General features: G+C 64.9%; 19 protein-coding genes. 9 read left to right on the plus strand and 10 right to left on the minus strand.

What is annotated here, in order from left to right; genetic code table 11:
• Window positions 1–193 precede the first annotated feature (193 nt).
• From hslU to hslV, 3 genes are read right to left on the minus strand one after another with little or no spacing between them, the layout of a single operon-like run.
• A complete protein-coding gene (gene hslU, locus XI06_RS37830) occupies window positions 194–1,498 on the minus strand; it encodes an ATP-dependent protease ATPase subunit HslU (protein ID WP_237860912.1) in 1,305 nt (434 codons plus the stop codon).
• 52 nt (window positions 1,499–1,550) lie between these two features.
• Window positions 1,551–2,171: a DUF2585 domain-containing protein gene (locus tag XI06_RS37835; protein ID WP_271607666.1), complete on the minus strand. Its 621-nt coding sequence runs from the start codon at window positions 2,169–2,171 to the stop codon at window positions 1,551–1,553.
• 3 nt (window positions 2,172–2,174) lie between these two features.
• On the minus strand, window positions 2,175–2,735 hold the full coding sequence (gene hslV / locus XI06_RS37840) for an ATP-dependent protease subunit HslV (RefSeq protein ID WP_237860908.1): 561 nt from the start codon (window positions 2,733–2,735) through the stop codon (window positions 2,175–2,177).
• Between the two features lie 186 nt (window positions 2,736–2,921).
• On the opposite strand from hslV, the gene hisB reads away from it, so the two are divergent.
• From hisB to coaA, 7 genes are all read left to right on the plus strand, one after another.
• On the plus strand, window positions 2,922–3,515 hold the full coding sequence (gene hisB / locus XI06_RS37845; RefSeq protein ID WP_237860906.1) for an imidazoleglycerol-phosphate dehydratase HisB: 594 nt from the start codon (window positions 2,922–2,924) through the stop codon (window positions 3,513–3,515).
• Window positions 3,516–3,583: 68 nt separating this feature from the next.
• Entirely contained in the window at window positions 3,584–4,114 is a 531-nt protein-coding gene (locus XI06_RS37850; RefSeq protein ID WP_237860904.1) for a DUF2628 domain-containing protein, read from the plus strand.
• The gene (gene hisH / locus XI06_RS37855) at window positions 4,111–4,761 is read left to right on the plus strand and encodes an imidazole glycerol phosphate synthase subunit HisH (RefSeq protein WP_271607667.1); all 651 of its coding nucleotides are present in this window, start codon (window positions 4,111–4,113) and stop codon (window positions 4,759–4,761) included. The genes XI06_RS37850 and hisH overlap by 4 nt, the downstream gene beginning before the upstream one ends.
• A complete protein-coding gene (gene hisA, locus XI06_RS37860; protein ID WP_271607668.1) occupies window positions 4,749–5,495 on the plus strand; it encodes a 1-(5-phosphoribosyl)-5-[(5-phosphoribosylamino)methylideneamino]imidazole-4-carboxamide isomerase in 747 nt (248 codons plus the stop codon). The genes hisH and hisA overlap by 13 nt, the downstream gene beginning before the upstream one ends.
• A gap of 3 nt (window positions 5,496–5,498) precedes the next feature.
• A complete protein-coding gene (gene hisF / locus XI06_RS37865; protein ID WP_237860898.1) occupies window positions 5,499–6,272 on the plus strand; it encodes an imidazole glycerol phosphate synthase subunit HisF in 774 nt (257 codons plus the stop codon).
• Window positions 6,273–6,350: 78 nt separating this feature from the next.
• Window positions 6,351–6,671 carry a phosphoribosyl-ATP diphosphatase gene (locus XI06_RS37870; RefSeq protein ID WP_237860896.1) on the plus strand — a complete coding sequence of 107 codons (321 nt, stop codon included), beginning with the start codon at window positions 6,351–6,353 and terminating at the stop codon, window positions 6,669–6,671.
• An 80-nt stretch (window positions 6,672–6,751) separates the two neighbouring features.
• Window positions 6,752–7,708: a type I pantothenate kinase gene (gene coaA, locus XI06_RS37875; protein WP_237860894.1), complete on the plus strand. Its 957-nt coding sequence runs from the start codon at window positions 6,752–6,754 to the stop codon at window positions 7,706–7,708.
• 12 nt (window positions 7,709–7,720) lie between these two features.
• Here the strand turns inward: coaA and XI06_RS37880 are convergent, their stop codons facing one another.
• The 4 genes from XI06_RS37880 to XI06_RS37895 all read right to left on the minus strand — a co-directional run bounded on the left by XI06_RS37880 (window position 7,721) and on the right by XI06_RS37895 (window position 12,929).
• Complete coding sequence (locus XI06_RS37880) at window positions 7,721–8,353, minus strand: histidine phosphatase family protein (RefSeq protein ID WP_271607669.1); 633 nt, start codon at window positions 8,351–8,353, stop codon at window positions 7,721–7,723.
• Between the two features lie 120 nt (window positions 8,354–8,473).
• Entirely contained in the window at window positions 8,474–10,699 is a 2,226-nt protein-coding gene (locus XI06_RS37885; protein WP_271607670.1) for an ATP-binding protein, read from the minus strand.
• Window positions 10,700–10,823: 124 nt separating this feature from the next.
• Window positions 10,824–11,294 (minus strand): hypothetical protein, encoded by a 471-nt coding sequence (locus XI06_RS37890; protein ID WP_271607671.1) that lies wholly within the window; start codon window positions 11,292–11,294, stop codon window positions 10,824–10,826.
• Window positions 11,295–11,390: 96 nt separating this feature from the next.
• Window positions 11,391–12,929 (minus strand): YifB family Mg chelatase-like AAA ATPase, encoded by a 1,539-nt coding sequence (locus tag XI06_RS37895; RefSeq protein WP_271607672.1) that lies wholly within the window; start codon window positions 12,927–12,929, stop codon window positions 11,391–11,393.
• A 229-nt stretch (window positions 12,930–13,158) separates the two neighbouring features.
• On the opposite strand from XI06_RS37895, the gene XI06_RS37900 reads away from it, so the two are divergent.
• Both XI06_RS37900 and XI06_RS37905 read left to right on the plus strand, forming a co-directional pair.
• On the plus strand, window positions 13,159–13,404 hold the full coding sequence (locus XI06_RS37900) for a PilZ domain-containing protein (protein WP_237860885.1): 246 nt from the start codon (window positions 13,159–13,161) through the stop codon (window positions 13,402–13,404).
• An 83-nt stretch (window positions 13,405–13,487) separates the two neighbouring features.
• Window positions 13,488–14,264, plus strand: a complete 777-nt coding sequence (locus tag XI06_RS37905) for a tetratricopeptide repeat protein (protein WP_237860883.1) — start codon at window positions 13,488–13,490, stop codon at window positions 14,262–14,264.
• 21 nt (window positions 14,265–14,285) lie between these two features.
• On the opposite strand, the gene XI06_RS37910 is transcribed toward XI06_RS37905, so the two are convergent.
• The 3 genes from XI06_RS37910 to XI06_RS37920 are packed head-to-tail and all read right to left on the minus strand — an operon-like array spanning window position 14,286 to window position 17,876.
• Window positions 14,286–15,575, minus strand: a complete 1,290-nt coding sequence (locus XI06_RS37910; RefSeq protein ID WP_237860881.1) for an AAA family ATPase — start codon at window positions 15,573–15,575, stop codon at window positions 14,286–14,288.
• Window positions 15,572–16,306, minus strand: a complete 735-nt coding sequence (locus tag XI06_RS37915; protein WP_237860879.1) for a CpaD family pilus assembly protein — start codon at window positions 16,304–16,306, stop codon at window positions 15,572–15,574. Before XI06_RS37915 ends, XI06_RS37910 begins: the two co-directional genes overlap by 4 nt.
• Window positions 16,307–16,358: 52 nt before the next feature.
• Window positions 16,359–17,876, minus strand: coding sequence for a type II and III secretion system protein family protein (locus XI06_RS37920; protein WP_237861310.1), 1,518 nt, complete (start codon window positions 17,874–17,876; stop codon window positions 16,359–16,361).
• Window positions 17,877–17,881 lie beyond the last annotated feature (5 nt).

Raw genomic sequence — 17,881 nt, forward strand, 5'->3', positions numbered from 1 at the left:
TCGATGCGCACAAAGCTCTGCCGTCGTCCCGGCGAAGGCCGGGACCCATAACCACGAAAGGTCGTGTTGAGCCAACGCTAGGGCCGCTATCATTTCCAACAAGGACTGCCGGTGAGTATGGGTCCCGGCCCCCGTGCGCAATTGCGCACCAGGCCGGGACAACGCCGGAATGAATAGCGCGGGCTTGCCGGAATTACAAAATGAACCGGCTCAGATCGGCGTTCTTGGCGAGGTCGCCGACGTGTTTCTGCACGAAATCGGCATCAACCCGAACGGTCTCGCCGTTGCGGTCGGGGGCGGTGAAGGAGATCTCGTCCAGCACCCGCTCCATGACGGTCTGGAGCCTGCGCGCGCCGATATTCTCGACCGTCGAGTTGACGGCGACCGCGACGTCGGCAAGCGCGTCGATGGCGCTGTCGGTGATGTCGAGGGTCACGCCCTCGGTCTGCATCAAGGCGACATATTGCTTGATCAGCGAGGCCTCGGGTTCGGTCAGGATGCGGCGCATGTCGTCGCGGGTCAGCGCCTGCAATTCGACGCGGATTGGCAGGCGGCCCTGCAATTCCGGCAGCAGGTCGGACGGCTTTGCGACATGGAAGGCGCCCGAGGCTATGAACAGGATGTGGTCGGTCTTGACCGCGCCATGCTTGGTCGAGACCGTAGTGCCCTCGATCAGCGGCAACAGGTCGCGCTGCACGCCCTCGCGCGAGACGTCGCCGGCGGCGCGGCCTTCGCGGGCGCAGATCTTGTCGATCTCGTCGAGGAAGACGATGCCATTGTTCTCGACCGCGCTGATCGCCTCCAACGTCAGCTGATCGGTGTCCAGCAGCTTGTCCGATTCCTCGTTGACGAGGATCTCGTGCGAGCCCTCGACAGTCAGCCGCCGCGTCTTGCTGCGGCCGCCCAGCTTGCCGAAGATGTCGCCGATCGAGATGGCGCCCATCTGTGCGCCCGGCATGCCCGGAATCTCGAACATCGGCATGCCGGAGCCTGAGGACTGGGTCTCGATCTCGATTTCCTTGTCGTTCAGTTCGCCGGCGCGCAGCTTCTTGCGGAAGGATTCGCGCGTTGCCGAGCTCGCATTGGCGCCGACCAGCGCATCGAGCACGCGCTCCTCGGCAGCGAGTTGGGCCCGCGCCTGCACGTCCTTGCGCTTGCGTTCGCGCACCTGGGCGATCGCGACCTCGACGAGGTCGCGCACGATCTGCTCGACGTCGCGGCCGACATAGCCGACCTCGGTGAATTTCGTGGCTTCCACCTTCAGGAACGGCGCGTTGGCTAGTTTTGCCAATCGCCGCGCGATTTCCGTTTTGCCGACGCCGGTGGGTCCGATCATCAGGATGTTCTTGGGCAGCACCTCTTCGCGCAGCGAGCCCGTGAGCTGCTGCCGGCGCCAGCGGTTGCGCAGCGCGATCGAGACGGCGCGCTTGGCGTCACCCTGGCCGACGATGAAACGGTCGAGTTCGGATACGATTTCGCGGGGAGAGAAGTCTGTCATGGCACCTTAGCTAGGATTGGAAACCGGCGGGGACAAGCCGCTTTTTAGGTCATCAGATGATCGGCGGACCGGATTGCCATTGCTTCACGGCCTCGATCGGATGGATCAGCATCAGGATATTCAGCGTCAGATTGTCGCGAATGTGCAGCGCCAGCATGATCTCGAAGGCAAGACCGAGCGCGACGGTTGCGCCAACAGGCAGCACGCGCGCGGTGAGGAACCCCAGCACCATGAACAGCGTGTCCGAGACCGAATTGACGATGCTGTCGCCGTAATAATCCAGCGAGATCGTGCCGGCGCGGTAGCGCTCGATGATGAAAGGCGAGTTCTCGACGATCTCCCAGGCGCCCTCGATCAGCATCGCGATGATCAGCCGTGCCGGCCAGGAAAGAGACAGGAACGGCAGGCGCGCGAACAACAGCCACGTCAATCCGTAGAACAGGAAGCCGTGCAGCACGTGCGAGAAACTGTACCAGTCGGCGATGTGCTGGGAGTTCTCCGAGCTGTTCACCACGCCGTGCCACAGCTTGACGTAGCCGCAGGTGCAGATCGGCACCCGCCCCATCGCGAACAGGATCGAGGCCTGCAACGCCAGCAGCAGCAGCGCGATGCCGACCCAGGCGAGCGGCGGTATTGCGGTTCGGGGCGGGCTGGCGCTGTGAGCCGAACTCATCCCTTAGCCGGCCGTCAGCGCTTCAATGGTGATGTTGCGGTTGGTGTAGACGCAGATGTCGGCGGCGATGTCGAGGGAGCGGCGGACGATGGTCTCGGCGTCCTTGTCGGTGTCAACAAGGGCGCGGGCCGCGGCCAGCGCGTAATTGCCGCCGGAGCCGATCGCCATCACGCCCGACTCGGGCTCGAGCACGTCGCCGGTGCCTGTCAGGACCAGGGAGACGTCCTTGTCGGCCACGATCATCATGGCCTCCAGCCGGCGGAGGTAACGGTCGGTGCGCCAGTCCTTGGCAAGCTCCACCGCGGCCCGGGTCAGTTGCCCCGGATATTGCTCGAGCTTGCTCTCCAGCCGCTCAAACAGGGTAAAAGCATCCGCAGTGGCACCGGCAAAGCCACCAATCACGTCGCCCTTGCCGAGTTTCCGGACCTTTTTGGCATTGGACTTGATCACGGTCTGGCCGATCGAGACCTGGCCGTCACCGCCGATCACCACCTTGCCGCCCTTGCGGACCGTCAAAATCGTGGTGCCGTGCCAGACCGGCGAGCTGTTCTGGGAATCCTGCATCGTAACCCTCATTGTCCCGCCTGATTTAGGCGGTCGGAGCTAACGGCACAACGGGCCGTTCCGGGCCGAATTTCGCTCACCATAGGCAGAAGTAGAGGCCCGGCCAGCCGTTCCCGCAGTAGCGAAGGCGTCATTTGGCTGTTAAGAGACTGGCGTTTTCGGACCGAACCATAGCGAAAGCTCTCAATGCGCACCGCGACGATCAAGCGCAAGACCAAGGAAACCGACATCGAGGTCTCCGTGAACCTCGATGGCACCGGCGTGGCCAATATCGCGACCGGCATCGGCTTTTTCGACCATATGCTCGATCTCCTCGCCCGCCATTCCCGCATCGACCTCACGGTCAAGGCGGTGGGTGACCTGCACATTGATTATCACCATACCACCGAAGACACCGGCATCGCGCTTGGCCAGGCGGTCAAGCAGGCGCTCGGCAACATGGCGGGCATCACCCGCTATGCCGGCGTGCACATGCCCATGGACGAGACGCTGACGCGCGTGGTCATCGACATCTCGGGCCGCCCGTTCCTGGTGTTCAAGGCCGAATTTCCCCGCCACAAGATCGGTGAGTTTGACACCGAGCTGGTGCGCGAGTGGTTCCAGGCCTTCGCCATCAACGCCGGCGTGACTCTCCACGTCGAGACCCTATATGGCGATAACAGCCACCATATCGCCGAGTCCTGCTTCAAGGGCCTGGCGCGGGCGCTGCGCACCGCGGTTGCGATCGATCCCAAGGCGGCGGGCGAAATCCCCTCCACCAAGGGCTCGCTTGGCGGCTGACCTCTCCGTCTCGGTGGCCAAGCGCCGCCGGCGGCATCGACTTCATTCTCGAGAGCGGGGCATCGAAAATGCCTGTCTACACAGTTCATGCTCCCTTCCCCGGCGGCGCCGATCTGCGCGCGACCGACAAGTTCGTGTTCGTGCGCGACGGCTTCCATTTCTGGGCGATGATCCTTGGTCCGTTCTGGCTGGCCTGGAACAGGCTGTGGCTGGCGCTGATCGGCTGGATCGTCTTCCTCGCCGCGTTCGATGGGGGGCTGCACAGCCTCGGTGTCGGTCGCCGCTCGATCTTCCTCGCCAACTGCATCGTCGCGCTGCTGATGGGCATTGAGGCCTCCAGCCTGCGTCGCTGGACGCTGTCGCGCGGCAAGTGGCGGCAGCTCGACGTCGTCGTCGCCGATGACGAGGACACCGCGGAGCGCCGCTTCTTCGAGCGCTGGAGCAAGTCACAGCGCGGCATCGTCAACGATCAATGGGCCGTCGATCGCGGCGGCCCGCCGCCGACCCGCAACGTGCCGGGTCAGCCATTTTCGAACCCGCCGCCGATTCCGGCCGGCGGCATCATTGGATTGTTTCCAGAACCGGGAGGGTCAAGATGAGCGTCGCCATCATCGATTACGGTTCCGGGAATCTGCATTCCGCCGCCAAGGCCTTTGAGCGCGCCGCGCGCAGCCTGGAGAACGGTCAGAAGGTCTTCGTCACCAGCGATCCCGATCAGGCCTATGAAGCCGATCGCCTGGTGCTGCCGGGTGTCGGCGCCTTCGCCGATTGCCGGCGCGGGCTCGATGCGGTCAACGGCATGGTCGAGGCGATCACGGAAGCGGTGCGCGTCAAGGCGCGGCCGTTCTTCGGCATCTGCGTCGGCATGCAGCTGATGGCGAGCCGCGGCAAGGAGCATGTCATCACCGAGGGCCTGAACTGGATCGGCGGCGACGTCGAGAAGATCAAGCCGCGTGACGAGAGCCTGAAGATCCCGCACATGGGCTGGAATACGCTCGAGCTGCTGCAGGAGCACCCGGTGCTGAACAAGCTGCCGCTCGGCCCCAAGGGCCAGCACGCTTATTTCGTGCACTCCTACCACCTCAACGCGGCCAATGAAGCTGATGTCCTCGCGCGCGCCGATTACGGCGGGCCCGTCACCGCAATCGTCGGCAGGGACACCGCCATCGGCACGCAGTTTCACCCCGAGAAGAGCCAGCGTTTTGGGCTGGCCCTGATCTCGAACTTTTTGCGATGGAAACCGTGATCCTCTTTCCTGCCATCGACCTCAAGAACGGCCAGTGCGTGCGCCTCGAGCAAGGCGACATGGCGCGCGCCACTGTCTTCAATCTCGATCCCGCGGCGCAAGCGCAGAGCTTTGTCACGCAGGGTTTTGAATATCTCCACGTCGTCGACCTCGACGGCGCCTTTGCCGGAAAGCCGGTCAATGCGCAGGCCGTCGAAGCGATGCTGAAGACGATCAAGATCCCGGTGCAGCTCGGCGGCGGCATTCGCGATCTCAAAACCGTCGAAGCCTGGCTGGAAAAAGGTATCACCCGCGTCATCATCGGCACCGCTGCGGTGCGCGATCCGGAGCTCGTGAAGGCGGCGGCGAAGAAATTCCCCGGCCGCGTCGCTGTCGGGCTCGACGCCCGCGACGGCAAGGTTGCGGTCGAAGGCTGGGCCGAGACTTCGCAGGTGACGGTGCTGGAAATCGCGCAGCGGTTCGAGGATGCCGGCGTCGCCGCAATCATCTTCACCGACATCGCGCGCGACGGCCTGCTCAAGGGCCTGAACCTGGACGCGACCATCGCGTTGGCGGATGCGATCTCGATTCCCGTGATCGCCTCGGGCGGTCTCGCCTCGATCGAGGACGTCAAGGCGATGCTGACGCCGCGTGCGAAAAAGCTCGCCGGCGCGATCGCCGGCCGCGCGCTCTATGACGGCCGGCTCGATCCCGCCGCCGCCCTCGCCTTGATCCGCAACGCGCCCAGGAGCTGACACATGTTCAAGGTGCGCGTGATTCCCTGTCTCGACGTCAAGGACGGCCGCGTCGTCAAGGGCGTCAATTTCGTCGATCTGCGCGATGCCGGCGATCCCGTCGAGGCCGCGATTGCCTACGACGCCGCCGGCGCCGACGAGCTGACCTTCCTCGACATCACCGCGACCCATGAGAATCGCGGCATCATGCTGGATGTCGTCCGGCGCACGGCGGAAGCCTGCTTCATGCCTGTCACCGTCGGCGGCGGTGTGCGTGAGGTCAACGACATCAAGACGCTGCTGCGCGCCGGCGCGGACAAGGTCTCGATCAACAGCGCTGCGGTGTCGCGGCGCGAGTTCGTCAAGGAAGCCGCCGAAAAATTCGGCGAGCAGTGCGTTGTGGTCGCGATCGACGCCAAGCGGGTCAAGCGCCCGGGCGGCGACCGCTGGGAGATCTTTACCCATGGCGGCCGCAACTCGACCGGCATCGACGCCGTCGAATACGCCCAGGAAGTGGTTTCGCTCGGCGCTGGTGAGATCCTGCTCACCTCGATGGATCGCGACGGCACCAGGCAGGGTTTTGACATCCCGCTGACCCGGGCGATTGCCGACAGCGTTCCCGTTCCCGTGATCGCCTCGGGCGGCGTCGGCAATCTCGATCACCTCGTCGAGGGTATTCGCGACGGGCACGCCACGGCCGTGCTGGCCGCCTCCATCTTCCATTTCGGGGAATTCACCATCCGTGAAGCCAAGGAGCACATGACGCGGCGGGGCTTGCCCATGCGCATGGATGCCTGACGACTCCCGTTCGTAAAAATGCTACACTGGCCGGTGGGAAAAGGCCTGTCTGGCCGGATATGTTTCTGAGTAATTCCGATGCCGCGTTTCACGATCCATGACCTCGCCGAGACCATCGACGCCCGCGCGGCCTCCGGTGGAGAGGCCTCCTATACCCGCAAGCTTCTCGACAAGGGTGCCGAACATTGCGCCAAGAAGTTCGGTGAGGAAGCAGTCGAAACCGTAATCGCAGCAGTCGAAAACGATCGCGCGCATCTGATCGCCGAGAGTGCCGACCTGCTCTATCACTTCCTTGTGCTGCTCAAGGCGCGCGGCGTAAAGTTGGAAGAGGTGGAAGCCGCCCTCGACAAGCGTACGAACATGTCTGGGTTGGAAGAGAAAGCGTCGCGTAAGGGTTAGGAGCATGATCCGGAAAAGTGTGAAGCGGTTTTCCGAAAAGATCATGCTCAACTAAAGAGTCCCAACGGAAAGGTCGCGTCATGGATATCCGCGCACCCGAGCAGCTATATAATCCGTACCGCGTCTATACGCGCGAAGAATGGGCGCGGTTGCGCGACGATACGCCGATGACGCTGGAGCCGGGCGAGTTCGACCGGCTGCGTTCGCTGCACGACCGTCTCGATCTCAAGGAAGTCGAGGACATCTATCTGCCGCTGTCGCGCCTGCTCTCGATCTATGTCGATGCGATGCAGCGCCTGTATTACGCCGAGCGGCAGTTCCTCAATATCCGCGACCGCAAGGTGCCCTACATCATCGGCGTTGCCGGTTCCGTCGCGGTCGGGAAGTCGACCACAGCCCGCGTGCTGCAGGCGCTGCTGGCGCGCTGGTCGCCGCGTCCGAAAGTCGATCTGATCACCACCGACGGATTCCTCTACCCGAAGGCGCTGCTCGAGCAGCAAGGCATTTTGCAGAAGAAGGGTTTTCCGGAGAGCTACGACCTGCAGCTGCTGCTCAACTTTCTGTCCGACATCAAGTCGGGCCGCCGGCACGTGCGCTCGCCGGTTTATTCGCATCTGACCTACGATATCGTGCCGAATGAATGGGCCGAGATCGACCAGCCCGACATTTTGATCGTCGAGGGCGTCAATGTCTTGCAGACCGGCAAGCTGCCGCGTGACGGCAAGGCGGTGCCCGTCGTCTCCGACTTCTTCGACTTCTCGGTCTATATCGACGCCGACGAAGAGGCGCTGCGGCACTGGTACATCAAGCGCTTCCTGGCACTGCGCGACACCGCGTTCACCAATCCAAAGTCCTACTTCAACCGCTATGCGCTGTTGTCGGACGAGGAGGCGATCGCCACCGCCACCGCGATCTGGGAGCGGACCAACCTCGCCAATCTCGAGGACAACATCTTGCCGACGCGCCCGCGGGCGACGCTGATCCTGAAGAAGGCCGCGGATCACGCGGTGGAGAGCGTGGCGCTCAGAAGGCTGTAGCTTCGCCGCCCATCATTGGCCGGCCTTCGCCGTCCAATCCGCGGCTTTGATGCGGGCCACGAAAGTCGCGGGTCCGGAGCCGCTGGCCTTGTAGACAAAGGCTTCGCCTTCCTGAACGTCTCCGGCGTCCTTGCCGAAGGCATCGGCAAGGTTCGTCTTGTGCGTGACGAGGACGGTGTTCGTGCCTGATGCCGGCGATTGATCGACGAGCTGGCGCACGGCCGCTCCAGCCTTTGTGTTCGCGGCACTGGGGTTTGCCATTCCCGATGCGCTGGCGTTGCTGCTGTCCGTCAATGCGTCGACTGCCTGGCCTTCCTTGCCGGTGATCAGCTTGCCGGCTTCGATCGCGCGGTTCAGGCGGCTTGTGTAGACATTCCCGATCGGAATCGCGCGTTCCCGGATTGCCACCCCGATCTGACGCGCCATATCCCTGCCCTTTTCACTCAGCTGGCGCTGGGCACTCATGTCGTCGAACTTGAAGGGATAGACGTCCTTCTGGCTGTCGTCGGTCGCGGTGTGCCGAAACACCAGAACGTAGCCGCCCTGCTTTAGCGAGGCGATGAGCTCCGTCGTATCCGCTGCGACGGCAGCCTGGGCGCTAGCGGCGAGAAGGACAATGACGAAGAGGCGGCAAAGCACATTCATGCGCGATATCCTCTACGGAAACCGAGCCCCCGCAGGATGATGACGCACAGCAGGTTCGATTTCAATTGCAGATTGTCGGCCGGGCAAGGCGCGCCCGTCACCACGGGGAGAGAGCGCGGGCTACACCGCCAGCTGCCGTGCCGCCGCCAAGCCCGCGAGCGCCTCGTCCAGCTTCTCGCGATCGAGCGGCTTGATCAGAAATCCGTTCATGCCTGCCTCGAAGCAGGCGTAGCGATCTTCCACCAGCGTGTTCGCGGTGAGAGCGAGGATCGGCGTGTGATGGCCGCCGCTCACGGCCTCATGGGCACGGATGCGTTTGGTTGCCTCGATGCCGTCGAGCTGCGGCATCTGGATGTCCATCAACACCAGGTCATAAGGCGTGCCGGCAGAGCTGGCCGCAAGCCAGGATTCCAAGGCCGCTTCGCCATGAACCGCGATGACGACACGGTGGCCGAGCTTGGTCAGCAGCGACCGCATCAGCAGCGCGTTGATCTCATTGTCCTCGGCGACAAGGATCGAGAGGCCGTGCGTGGGCGCTCTGACTGCCGTCGGCTCGACGGGCTCGGGTGCGAGATCGGGTGATGCGACCTCCGGCGTCAGCGCGAGGCGCGCGGCGAGCGAGGCTGCACGCAATGGCTTGACCAGGAAGCCGGTGAAAGCAGGCGAGAGTCCTTCGTGACGCGAGCTCGGTGTCAGCAGCACGAGGCGCTGCGTCGCATGGGCGCGGGCGGCTTCGCCCACGCGATCGGCAATGGTCGCGCCGAGCGCATGGTCGACCAGCACCGCATGCCAGGAGCGCTCCGGCAGCAGCGCTTCGGCCACCGCTGCGTCTGCGACCAGGCAGGTCTGGCCGCCCCAGCGCTCCAGCCGCCGCGCGATCAGGGACGCTTCGATGCCGTCGGCGATCAGCAGGATGGATTTGCCTGATAGATCAGGGCTCGGAAATGCCGTTTGTCCGGCCTCGCCTTGCGAGGGCGCGAGCGGAATGGCGACCTCGAAGGTCGAGCCCTTGCCGGGCGCGCTCTCCAGCGTGATACGGCCGCCCATGCGCTTGACGATGCGCTCGCTGATGGCAAGGCCAAGCCCGGTGCCGCCGTAGGTGCGGGCAACGCGGTCGTCGGCCTGCTCGAATTCGCGGAAGATGCGCGATTGCGCCTCGGGCGCAATGCCGATGCCGGTGTCGCGGACCAGGAAGCTGATCTCGTTCGGCCAGATGCCGGGCTCGACGATCAGCGCTACGCCGCCTGATACGGTGAACTTGATGGCATTGCCGGCAAGATTAAGCAGCACCTGGCGCAGCCGTGCGGCATCGCCGCTGACTTCAAGCGGCAGCCGCTCGTCAACATAAGCCGCGATCTCGAGTTTCTTGGCCTGCGCGCGCGGCGCCAGCAGTTCGGTAACTTCCTCGATCAGGGTCGAGAGTGCAAAGGGACGCTGCTCGAGATCGAGCTTGCCGGCCTCGATCTTGGAATAGTCGAGCAGCTCTTCGATCAGCGCCATCAGCGCTTCGCCCGATGTTTTCACCGCCCTGGCGTAGGTCGTCTGCTCCGGCGTCAAATTGGTGTCGAGCAGGAGTCCGCCCATGCCGATGATGCCGTTGAGCGGTGTGCGGATCTCGTGCGAGGCCATCGCGAGGAAGCGCGACTTGGCGCGATTGGCGGCATCGGCCTGGTCGCGCGCATCCGACAGCGCACGCTCGGTCTCGGTGCGGTCGGTGACGTCGCGTCCGACGCTTTGCAGCTCGGCGGGCCGACCGGCATCGTGCCGGACAAGGCCCTCGCGCCAGGCGATCCAGCGCGCGCCGAGCGGAGTTGATATCTTCTGGTCATGGATGCGCGTGCCGCTCGCTTCGCGCGCGCTGTCGCCCTGCTCCAGCACGTCGAAATCGAACCGCGTGCCGACCAGTGCGCTGCGCGCCTGCCCGGCCAGCGCGCAATAGGCGTCGTTGGCGAAGGTGATACGACCCTGATGATCGCGCAGCACGATGAGGTCGCCCTGTGATTCGAACAGGCTGCGGGCGCGCTCTTCGGCTTCCTTCAGCTCCCAATTGCGGTCGATCAGCGCCTCGTTGTGAGCGGCGAGCTTGCGCATCCGCCTGGCAACGAAACGCAGCCGCATGCTCAGCGTGGCAAGCCCAAGGCAAGCCAGCGCGAAGAGGAAGCTCGCACCGATCGCAAACGCGTTGGGATCGTAGCCGGAATTCGGCGCGCGGCTGCCGGTGACGAAGCCATAGGCGCCGCCGAACGTGGCCGAGAAGATCATGAAGGAGCGGATGGCAAAGGCGACCTTCGGGTGGCGGCGCCTGAAGCGGCGCATGCGCACCTTGATCCGGAACGTCCGATCCATCGCCACCGACCCCGACTCTTGCCCGAAACCTGCCACCGCCGTGCGCGACGATGTCCTGCCGACCTTGCGAACAGCTTGAGGCTTCGAGGTGGCCTCGAAACAGGGTTGACGAGGTATTAATGCGTCAGAGCGAGGCGGCCTGGAGGGGCCACTTGTGGTCGCCATGAGCACCGACGATCAGGGCTGCGGCCTCGCGCGGCGAGAACGTCTTCGAGCGGACAAAGATGCGGTAATCGGCCGGGCCGTCAGTGGAAAGATAGATCACCGGGCCACCATCGACAGGTTGCGCTGCGATGGTGATGAGGCGGTTCGCTGGATTGGCCTGGCAGGAATCGGGCTCAGAACCGAGACCATCGTCCACGACCGCGAAGTCCGCAGTATCTGGGTCATCGGTGATCTGAACCCGGACCGTGGCGCGCGACAGATCGTCGGTGAAGGCGACATGGACGCCGGCGGTCCAGAACAGGGAGGTCAGCTCGACCGAGGTGTCGCCGAGGGCGATGCAGGGCTGCGAGACCGATCCGATCTCGCTGCGGGCGAACACCGCAGCCGCCAACAGGGGAACCACTGAGGCCAGGATCTTGAAACGCAACATGACACGCTACTCGCCAGGCCCTGATGGAACTGATGGGCCTTATGGTTTGCAGAGCGTAAAGGAAACTCGTTACCACCGGGTTGATGCGCGGGATGATCAGGCGAGCTGGCGCACATCCTCCGCGAGTGCGCGGTACGACAGCGCTTCGGCGAGATGCAGCCGGCCGATCCTGTCCGCGCCATCGAGGTCGGCGAGCGTGCGTGCCACCCGCAGCACCCGGTGATAGCCGCGCGCCGACAGCCGCATGGTCTCGGCAGCATCGCGCAGCAGTTTCTGCCCCTGCGCGTCGGGCTTGGCGATGTCCTCGAGCACCGCGGCCGGCGCTTCGGCATTGGTGCGGACCTGCGGCAGGCCCGCCTCCGCGTAACGCGCGAGCTGGATATCGCGCGCCGCCGCCACGCGCGCGGCGACTTCAGCGGAGCCTTCGGTCGCTGGCGGCAGGATCAGATCGGCTGCGGTGACAGCAGGGACTTCGATGCGCAGGTCGATGCGATCCATCAGCGGGCCGGAGATGCGCGCCTGATAATCGCCGGTGCAGCGGTCGATGCGGCCGCGCTTGCAGGCATAGCCGGGCTCGAACGCATTGCCGCAGCGGCAGGGATTCATCGCGGCGACCAGCATGAAGCGGGCAGGGTAGGTGACGCGGTGATTGGCGCGCGACACCGACACCTCGCCATTCTCCAAGGGCTGGCGCAGCGAATCCAGCACGCGCGGATCGAACTCGGGCAGCTCGTCGAGGAACAACACGCCCTGATGCGCCAGCGAGATCTCGCCGGGCTTTGCGCGCGCGCCGCCGCCGGTGAGTGCGGCCATGCTGGCGGAATGATGCGGCGAGCGGAACGGCCGCCGCGATGTCAGCGCGCCGCCCTCGATCTCGCCGGCGACGGAGGCGATCATCGAGACCTCGAGCAGTTCGCCGGGCGATAGCGGCGGCAGGATCGAGGGCAGGCGCGCGGCCAGCATTGATTTGCCGGCACCGGGCGCGCCGATCATCAAGAGGTGATGTCCGCCCGCGGCTGCGATCTCCAGCGCGCGCTTGGCGCTTTCCTGGCCCTTGATGTCGCGCAAATCGAGCAGCGAGCTTGCGGCTTCATGCACTTTCGGCAGGGGCCGCGACAGCACCTGCGAGCCCTTGAAATGGTTGGCGATCTGAATCAGCGAGTGCGCGGCGACGATCTGGATGTCGGGGCTCGCCCAAGCTGCCTCAGAGCCGCAGGCGGCGGGGCAGATCAAGCCTTCCTCGCGCGTGTTGGCGCCGATCGCGGCGGGCAATACGCCAGCGACTGGTGCGATCGAGCCGTCGAGGCCGAGCTCACCGAGCACGGTGAAGCCGGTCAGCGCATCCGGCGGGATCGCACCAATCGCCGCCATCAGTCCGAGCGCGATCGGCAGGTCGTAATGGCTGCCTTCCTTCGGGACGTCGGCGGGTGCGAGATTGACGGTGATCCGACGCGCCGGCAGCGCCAGCCCCGAAGCGATCAGCGCCGATCGGACGCGCTCGCGCGCCTCCGACACCGCCTTGTCCGGCAGGCCGACGATGGCAAAGGCCGGCAGACCCGGCGCGACCTGCACCTGCACATCGACCGCGCGGGCCTCGATTCCCTCAAAGGCGACTGTCGAAACCCGCTGGACCATGCTGCCCCCCTTGCACAATTAGGGGTAGCAGAGCGGGACTGATTTGACAAGAACAATACGGGAACATGGATGAGGGCCCCGGCGGTTCCTAACATCAGGTAAACGGGACCAGGACACTAAGCTTCGACTACGCCTCGAATGCGAACGGCTCTCCTCAGCACATCCCAACGAATGTCCGCTACTCCTAGAGGTGCGGGATGGGCCGTGATCTAACGGGTGAACAATTCAAATGCTTGCAAATCGCCGCAGAAGCGAACGACGGGTGTGCAGCCGGCTGGCCAAGATTCATCTTGGCGCGGGCTCGCTGCCGCGGGACTGCACGATCACCGATATCTCGGACGGGGGCGTGAAAGTGGTGGCGGAATTCCTGGAAGTGCCGCCGCAGTTCACCATCATCTTCGCGCCGGATTACTCCCGCCAATGCCGCCTGCGCTGGCGCATCGGCTGCGAATTCGGTGCGGAATTTACCGACTAGGTCACATAAGGACGCGTCCTTAACCGGACTTTAGCGTTAATCGGCAAAGCATCTCTGATCAGTCCGCCGGCGGTGATCAGAGTATGTCCAAGCGTTCGTCCCTTGCCTCGTCCCCGGCGAGATTCCTGCTTCCCGCGCTCGCGGTGCTTGCCCTCGGCGGCTGCCAGACCACGAGCCTGGACGACGTGACCGGCGCGCTCGGCGGCCGGTCCGAGCCTGTCGCCGCGGCCGATGGCAAGCCGGATATGGGCGCCTTGCGCGAGCGCTATCGTGCCAAGCCGAACGATCCCAATATCGTCCTCGAATATGGCAAGGCGCTGCGTGACGGCGGCCAGCACGCCCAGGCGGTCGCCGTGTTCGAGCAGGCCGTGCTCGCCCATCCCAGCAACAAGGCGCTGCTCGCCGGTTACGGCCGTGCGCTCGCCGACAATGGAAATTTCCAGCAGGCTTTTGACGTGCTGGGCCGCGCGCATACGCCCGAGGATCCCGATTGGCGAATCCTGTCGGCGCAGGGCGCGGCGCTCGACCAGCTCGGCCGCAACGAGGAAGCGCAGCAATATTACGCCACGGCACTGAAGATCGTGCCCGAGGAGCCGACGGTGCTGTCCAATCTCGGCCTGTCATACATGCTGCAGAACAATCTGCCGAAGGCCGAACAGGTGCTCGGCCGCGCCTATCAACGCAATCAGAGCAATGCGCGGATCCGTGCCAATCTCGCGCTGGTGTTGGGATTGCAGGGCCGCGAGACCGAGGCTGAAATCCTCGTGAAGGCAGATTTGCCTCCCGACCAGGCCGCGGCCAAGATCACGGCGCTGCGGCAGCTGCTGGCGAAGAAGCAGCAGCAGCGGGCGGAGAAATAATCCACCGCCGTTGCCGGCTGTTTACGACGCCTTGCGATGCGGCGCGGATCCGCGCCCCGTCTTGCCCTTCAGCCGCTTCAGCAGCGGTCCGAGCAGCGAGCGCTTCGGTTTTTTCACCTCGCCGCGCCCGGCGAGCCGGTTGGCCATGTTCTGGAACAGCTCGGTGGTGCGGTGGCTCTTGGAGACCTCCGCGATCATCTGGCCATTGTTGGCCGCGGTCGAGAACAGTTTCGAGTCGAACGGAATCACCGCGAGCGGCTGGCTTTCCATGGTCTTGGCGAACGCCTTGACCTCGATCTCGGCCCGCTTGTGCATGCCGACCTGGTTGATGCAGTAGAGCGGCGGCCGGTCGTTCGGCCGCGCCGTTTTCAGCACCGTCAGCATGTTCTTGGTGTTGCGCAGATTGGCGAGATCAGGCTCGGCCACGATGACGATGTCGTCGGCGTTGACCAGCGCGCGCTTGGTCCAGGCCGACCATTGATGCGGCACGTCGAGCACGATGCAGGGCGTGGTCATGCGCAGCGTGTCGAAGATCGCATCGAACGCTTCCGCGCCGAAATCATAGACGCGATCCAGCGTCGCGGGTGCCGCAAGCAGGCTGAGGTGCTCGGTGCATTTGGCGAGCAGGCGCTCCATCAGCGCCGTGTCCGGCCGGTCCTGCGACAGCACCGCATTGGCGATGCCCTGCGCCGGATCCTGGTTGTAGTCGAGGCCGGCGGTGCCGAAGGCGAGGTCGAGATCGATCACGACGGAATCGAGCGCGAGGTCGCGCGCGATGGTCCAGGCCACGTTGTGCGCGACCGTGGACGCGCCGACGCCGCCCTTGGCGCCGACCACCGCGATGATGCGGCCGGTGATGATGGCTTCCGAGGCCGAGAACAGGCTGCAGATCGAGCGCACCACGTCGATGGTCTCGACCGGGCCGACCACGTAGTCGTTGACGCCGCGCCGCACCAGCTCACGATAGGGCGCGGTATCGCCGGGATTGCCGATCACGACCACGCGCGTGCCGGGATCGCAGACGCCGGCGAGGTCGTCGAGACCTTCGAGGATATCGCGCGTGCCGTCGGATTCGAGCACGATGACGTTCGGCGTCGGCATCGTGTCATAGACTTCGATGGCCGCGGCAAGTCCGCCGCTCTTGGCGGTGAGATGCGCCTTGGCGAGACGGCGATCCTGGCCGGCCGCGGTCACCGCGGCGAGCGTCCTCTCGGTCTCGCAAAAGGCCTGCACCGAGATGCGGGGAACCGGCGCAATGTGTTCGTCGGGGTGCTGCGGATCACCCGCTTCTTCGTCGTCGATGCCCGTCATTTGCCTATTTCGCTGAGTTTGGCCTTGTCAGCCTCGGGATAGGTGGTCGCGGTTGGATTGCCCTTGCGGTAGCGGTCGAAAGCGATGTCGCGCCGTGCCGTATAGACCGGCGTCTCCGCGCGCGGCTGCTCGAGATCGGCGGGGTTGTCGATCATGGCCGCGAGGTTGCGCTGGCTGGCACAGCCGAGATTGAAGTAGGGCCGGTTCTCGTTGTAGCCGGGATCGAGGATCGACGGCCCCACATCTTCGGGCCACAGCCCGCAGGGGCCGGCGACCGCAGTGATCTTGGAATAGCTCAGGCGGATGGTCGGCAGCAGGCCGGGATCCTCGGGGCGATAGGGATGCTGCACGATGGCGCGCGACGGCACGCCGCCGCTGCCCAGAACGCCGCGGATCTCGTGATAGGTCGCAGCGGCCGCGCGCGAATTTGCAGTGTCGATCGGCACGTCGACGACGACCGAGCCGGTACCTTCGCGGACCCAGTCCTGGGCAATCCCCATCACGTCGGCGTGCTGCGCGGCCGACAGACCACCGCGCGACTTGCCGACGAAGATCACGATCGAGCGCTTGCCTTCCTGCACCGCGATCGGATGACGCATGCGGTAGTCGGTCGGCACCGTCTGGGTGGTGACGACGTCGCCTGTGGTGTTGCAGGCCCCGAGCATGACGGAGAGCCCCGTCAGCGCGAGCGCGATGCGCAAATTGCGACGTCGATCTGCTGTCCTCGTCATCGCCTGGTCCCCTCTTGCCCGTTTCTCGCCCCGGTCCCCAAAACCGTTGGTGTCAGTCGATGATGAAGCCGAAATCGCCCCTGTCGCCGTCGATCGGATCGACGCGGCGCGCGATGCCGTAGAGCCGGTTCATGCGCCCGAGCAGCGCCGATTGCGCATCCGAGGAGGGCGCAAAACCGTCGTCGGGCCGCGACAATTCCTTCTGGGCGACCGCGCGCACCACATAGGGCGTCACGATGACCATCAGCTCGGTCTCGTTGTTGACGAAGTCCTGGCTGCGGAACAGCGCGCCGAGGATCGGCACCTGGTCGAGGCCGGGCAGGCCGTTGATCGCCTGCTTTGTCTGCTGCTGGATCAGGCCGGCCATCGCCATCGAGCCGCCCGACGGGATTTCCAGCGTGGTCTCGGCGCGGCGGGTTTGGAGCGAGGGGATGGTGATCGAGTTGTTGGAGGTCGCGGACACCGCCTGGGTCAATGTGATCGAGTTCGTATTCGACAGCTCCGAGACCTCGGTCATCACGCGCAGGCTGATGCGTCCTTCGCTCAGCACGACCGGGGTGAAGTTCAGGGAGATGCCGAACTTCTTGTAGGTGACCTGGGTGGTACAGACATGGGTGACCGGATCGCAGGCATAGCCCCCGGGGATCGGGAATTCGCCGCCGGCGACGAAGGTCGCGGATTCACCCGAGATGGCGGTCAGGCTCGGCTCGGCCAGCGTGCGCATCACACCCGCGGTTTCCATCGCGCGCATGGTGGCGTTGACGGTGGCAACGCCCTTGGCGAGGCCGGTGACGCCGAGCCCGTTGCTGCTAACCAGCGGGCCGCCGGAGACCGAGAACGGGTTCGAATTGTTGAAGTTCACGACCGCGGTGCCGGCATTCAGGCTGGCGCTGAGGTCGACGCCCAATTGCTTGACGATGTCGCGGCGAACTTCGCCGACCACGACTTTCAGCATCACCTGGTCACGGCCGCGCACGATGATGTTGTTGACCACCTTGTCGGGGCCTCCGACGAGCTTGGCGGCGACGTCGCCGGCCTGCTGGGCCTCGACCGGGCTCGACACCGAGCCGGTCAGCATCACGCTGTCGCCGATGCCTTCGATCTGCACGCCGGGCAGGGACTGGCGCAGCGCCGTGCGCATGCCGTTGAGATCGCGCTTCACCGCGATGTCGTAGGAGGCGACCTGCTGGCCGTCGGCGGTGAAGAACACCACGTTGGTCTGGCCGACCTGGGCGCCGATGATATAGGCGCGCTGCGACGAGCGGATCACCGCATTGGCGATCTTGGGATCGGCCACCAGCACGTCCTTCACCTCGCGCGGCAGGTCGATCACGACCGACTTACCGACGCCAAGCGACAGCGAGCGCATCCTGGCCGGCGCGATGGTTGCAACAGGCGCCACGCCGAGGTCCGGCGCCTGCATCGGCGCCTGGTCTCCGACCGGTGCATCCGCGGCGCGGACGAGATCGGGAGCTGCGACCAGCCCCAGCAGCAACATGGCCCCTGCCCAGAACGAGCTTGCGCGCTTCCCCCGAATGCGCACGCCCGTCCGATCATCCCCGTAGTTCATCATGT

Source organism: Bradyrhizobium sp. CCBAU 11434 (assembly GCF_028128895.1).
Taxonomy (GTDB): domain Bacteria; phylum Pseudomonadota; class Alphaproteobacteria; order Rhizobiales; family Xanthobacteraceae; genus Bradyrhizobium; species Bradyrhizobium zhengyangense.

Bases quoted from the DNA above. Each gene is read 5' to 3' on its own strand.
- XI06_RS37900 (WP_237860885.1), top strand. From the start codon at position 13,159: ATGCTTGCAAATCGCCGCAGAAGCGAACGACGGGTGTGCAGCCGGCTG.
- hslV (WP_237860908.1), bottom strand. From the start codon at position 2,735: ATGCAGGATTCCCAGAACAGCTCGCCGGTCTGGCACGGCACCACGATT.
- XI06_RS37880 (WP_271607669.1), bottom strand. From the start codon at position 8,353: ATGAATGTGCTTTGCCGCCTCTTCGTCATTGTCCTTCTCGCCGCTAGC.
- hisH (WP_271607667.1), top strand. From the start codon at position 4,111: ATGAGCGTCGCCATCATCGATTACGGTTCCGGGAATCTGCATTCCGCC.
- XI06_RS37870 (WP_237860896.1), top strand. From the start codon at position 6,351: ATGCCGCGTTTCACGATCCATGACCTCGCCGAGACCATCGACGCCCGC.
- hisF (WP_237860898.1), top strand. From the start codon at position 5,499: ATGTTCAAGGTGCGCGTGATTCCCTGTCTCGACGTCAAGGACGGCCGC.
- coaA (WP_237860894.1), top strand. From the start codon at position 6,752: ATGGATATCCGCGCACCCGAGCAGCTATATAATCCGTACCGCGTCTAT.
- XI06_RS37885 (WP_271607670.1), bottom strand. From the start codon at position 10,699: ATGGATCGGACGTTCCGGATCAAGGTGCGCATGCGCCGCTTCAGGCGC.
- hisA (WP_271607668.1), top strand. From the start codon at position 4,749: ATGGAAACCGTGATCCTCTTTCCTGCCATCGACCTCAAGAACGGCCAG.
- XI06_RS37895 (WP_271607672.1), bottom strand. From the start codon at position 12,929: ATGGTCCAGCGGGTTTCGACAGTCGCCTTTGAGGGAATCGAGGCCCGC.
- XI06_RS37910 (WP_237860881.1), bottom strand. From the start codon at position 15,575: ATGACGGGCATCGACGACGAAGAAGCGGGTGATCCGCAGCACCCCGAC.
- XI06_RS37915 (WP_237860879.1), bottom strand. From the start codon at position 16,306: ATGACGAGGACAGCAGATCGACGTCGCAATTTGCGCATCGCGCTCGCG.
- XI06_RS37835 (WP_271607666.1), bottom strand. From the start codon at position 2,171: ATGAGTTCGGCTCACAGCGCCAGCCCGCCCCGAACCGCAATACCGCCG.
- XI06_RS37850 (WP_237860904.1), top strand. From the start codon at position 3,584: ATGCCTGTCTACACAGTTCATGCTCCCTTCCCCGGCGGCGCCGATCTG.
- hisB (WP_237860906.1), top strand. From the start codon at position 2,922: ATGCGCACCGCGACGATCAAGCGCAAGACCAAGGAAACCGACATCGAG.
- XI06_RS37905 (WP_237860883.1), top strand. From the start codon at position 13,488: ATGTCCAAGCGTTCGTCCCTTGCCTCGTCCCCGGCGAGATTCCTGCTT.
- XI06_RS37920 (WP_237861310.1), bottom strand. From the start codon at position 17,876: ATGAACTACGGGGATGATCGGACGGGCGTGCGCATTCGGGGGAAGCGC.
- XI06_RS37890 (WP_271607671.1), bottom strand. From the start codon at position 11,294: ATGTTGCGTTTCAAGATCCTGGCCTCAGTGGTTCCCCTGTTGGCGGCT.
- hslU (WP_237860912.1), bottom strand. From the start codon at position 1,498: ATGACAGACTTCTCTCCCCGCGAAATCGTATCCGAACTCGACCGTTTC.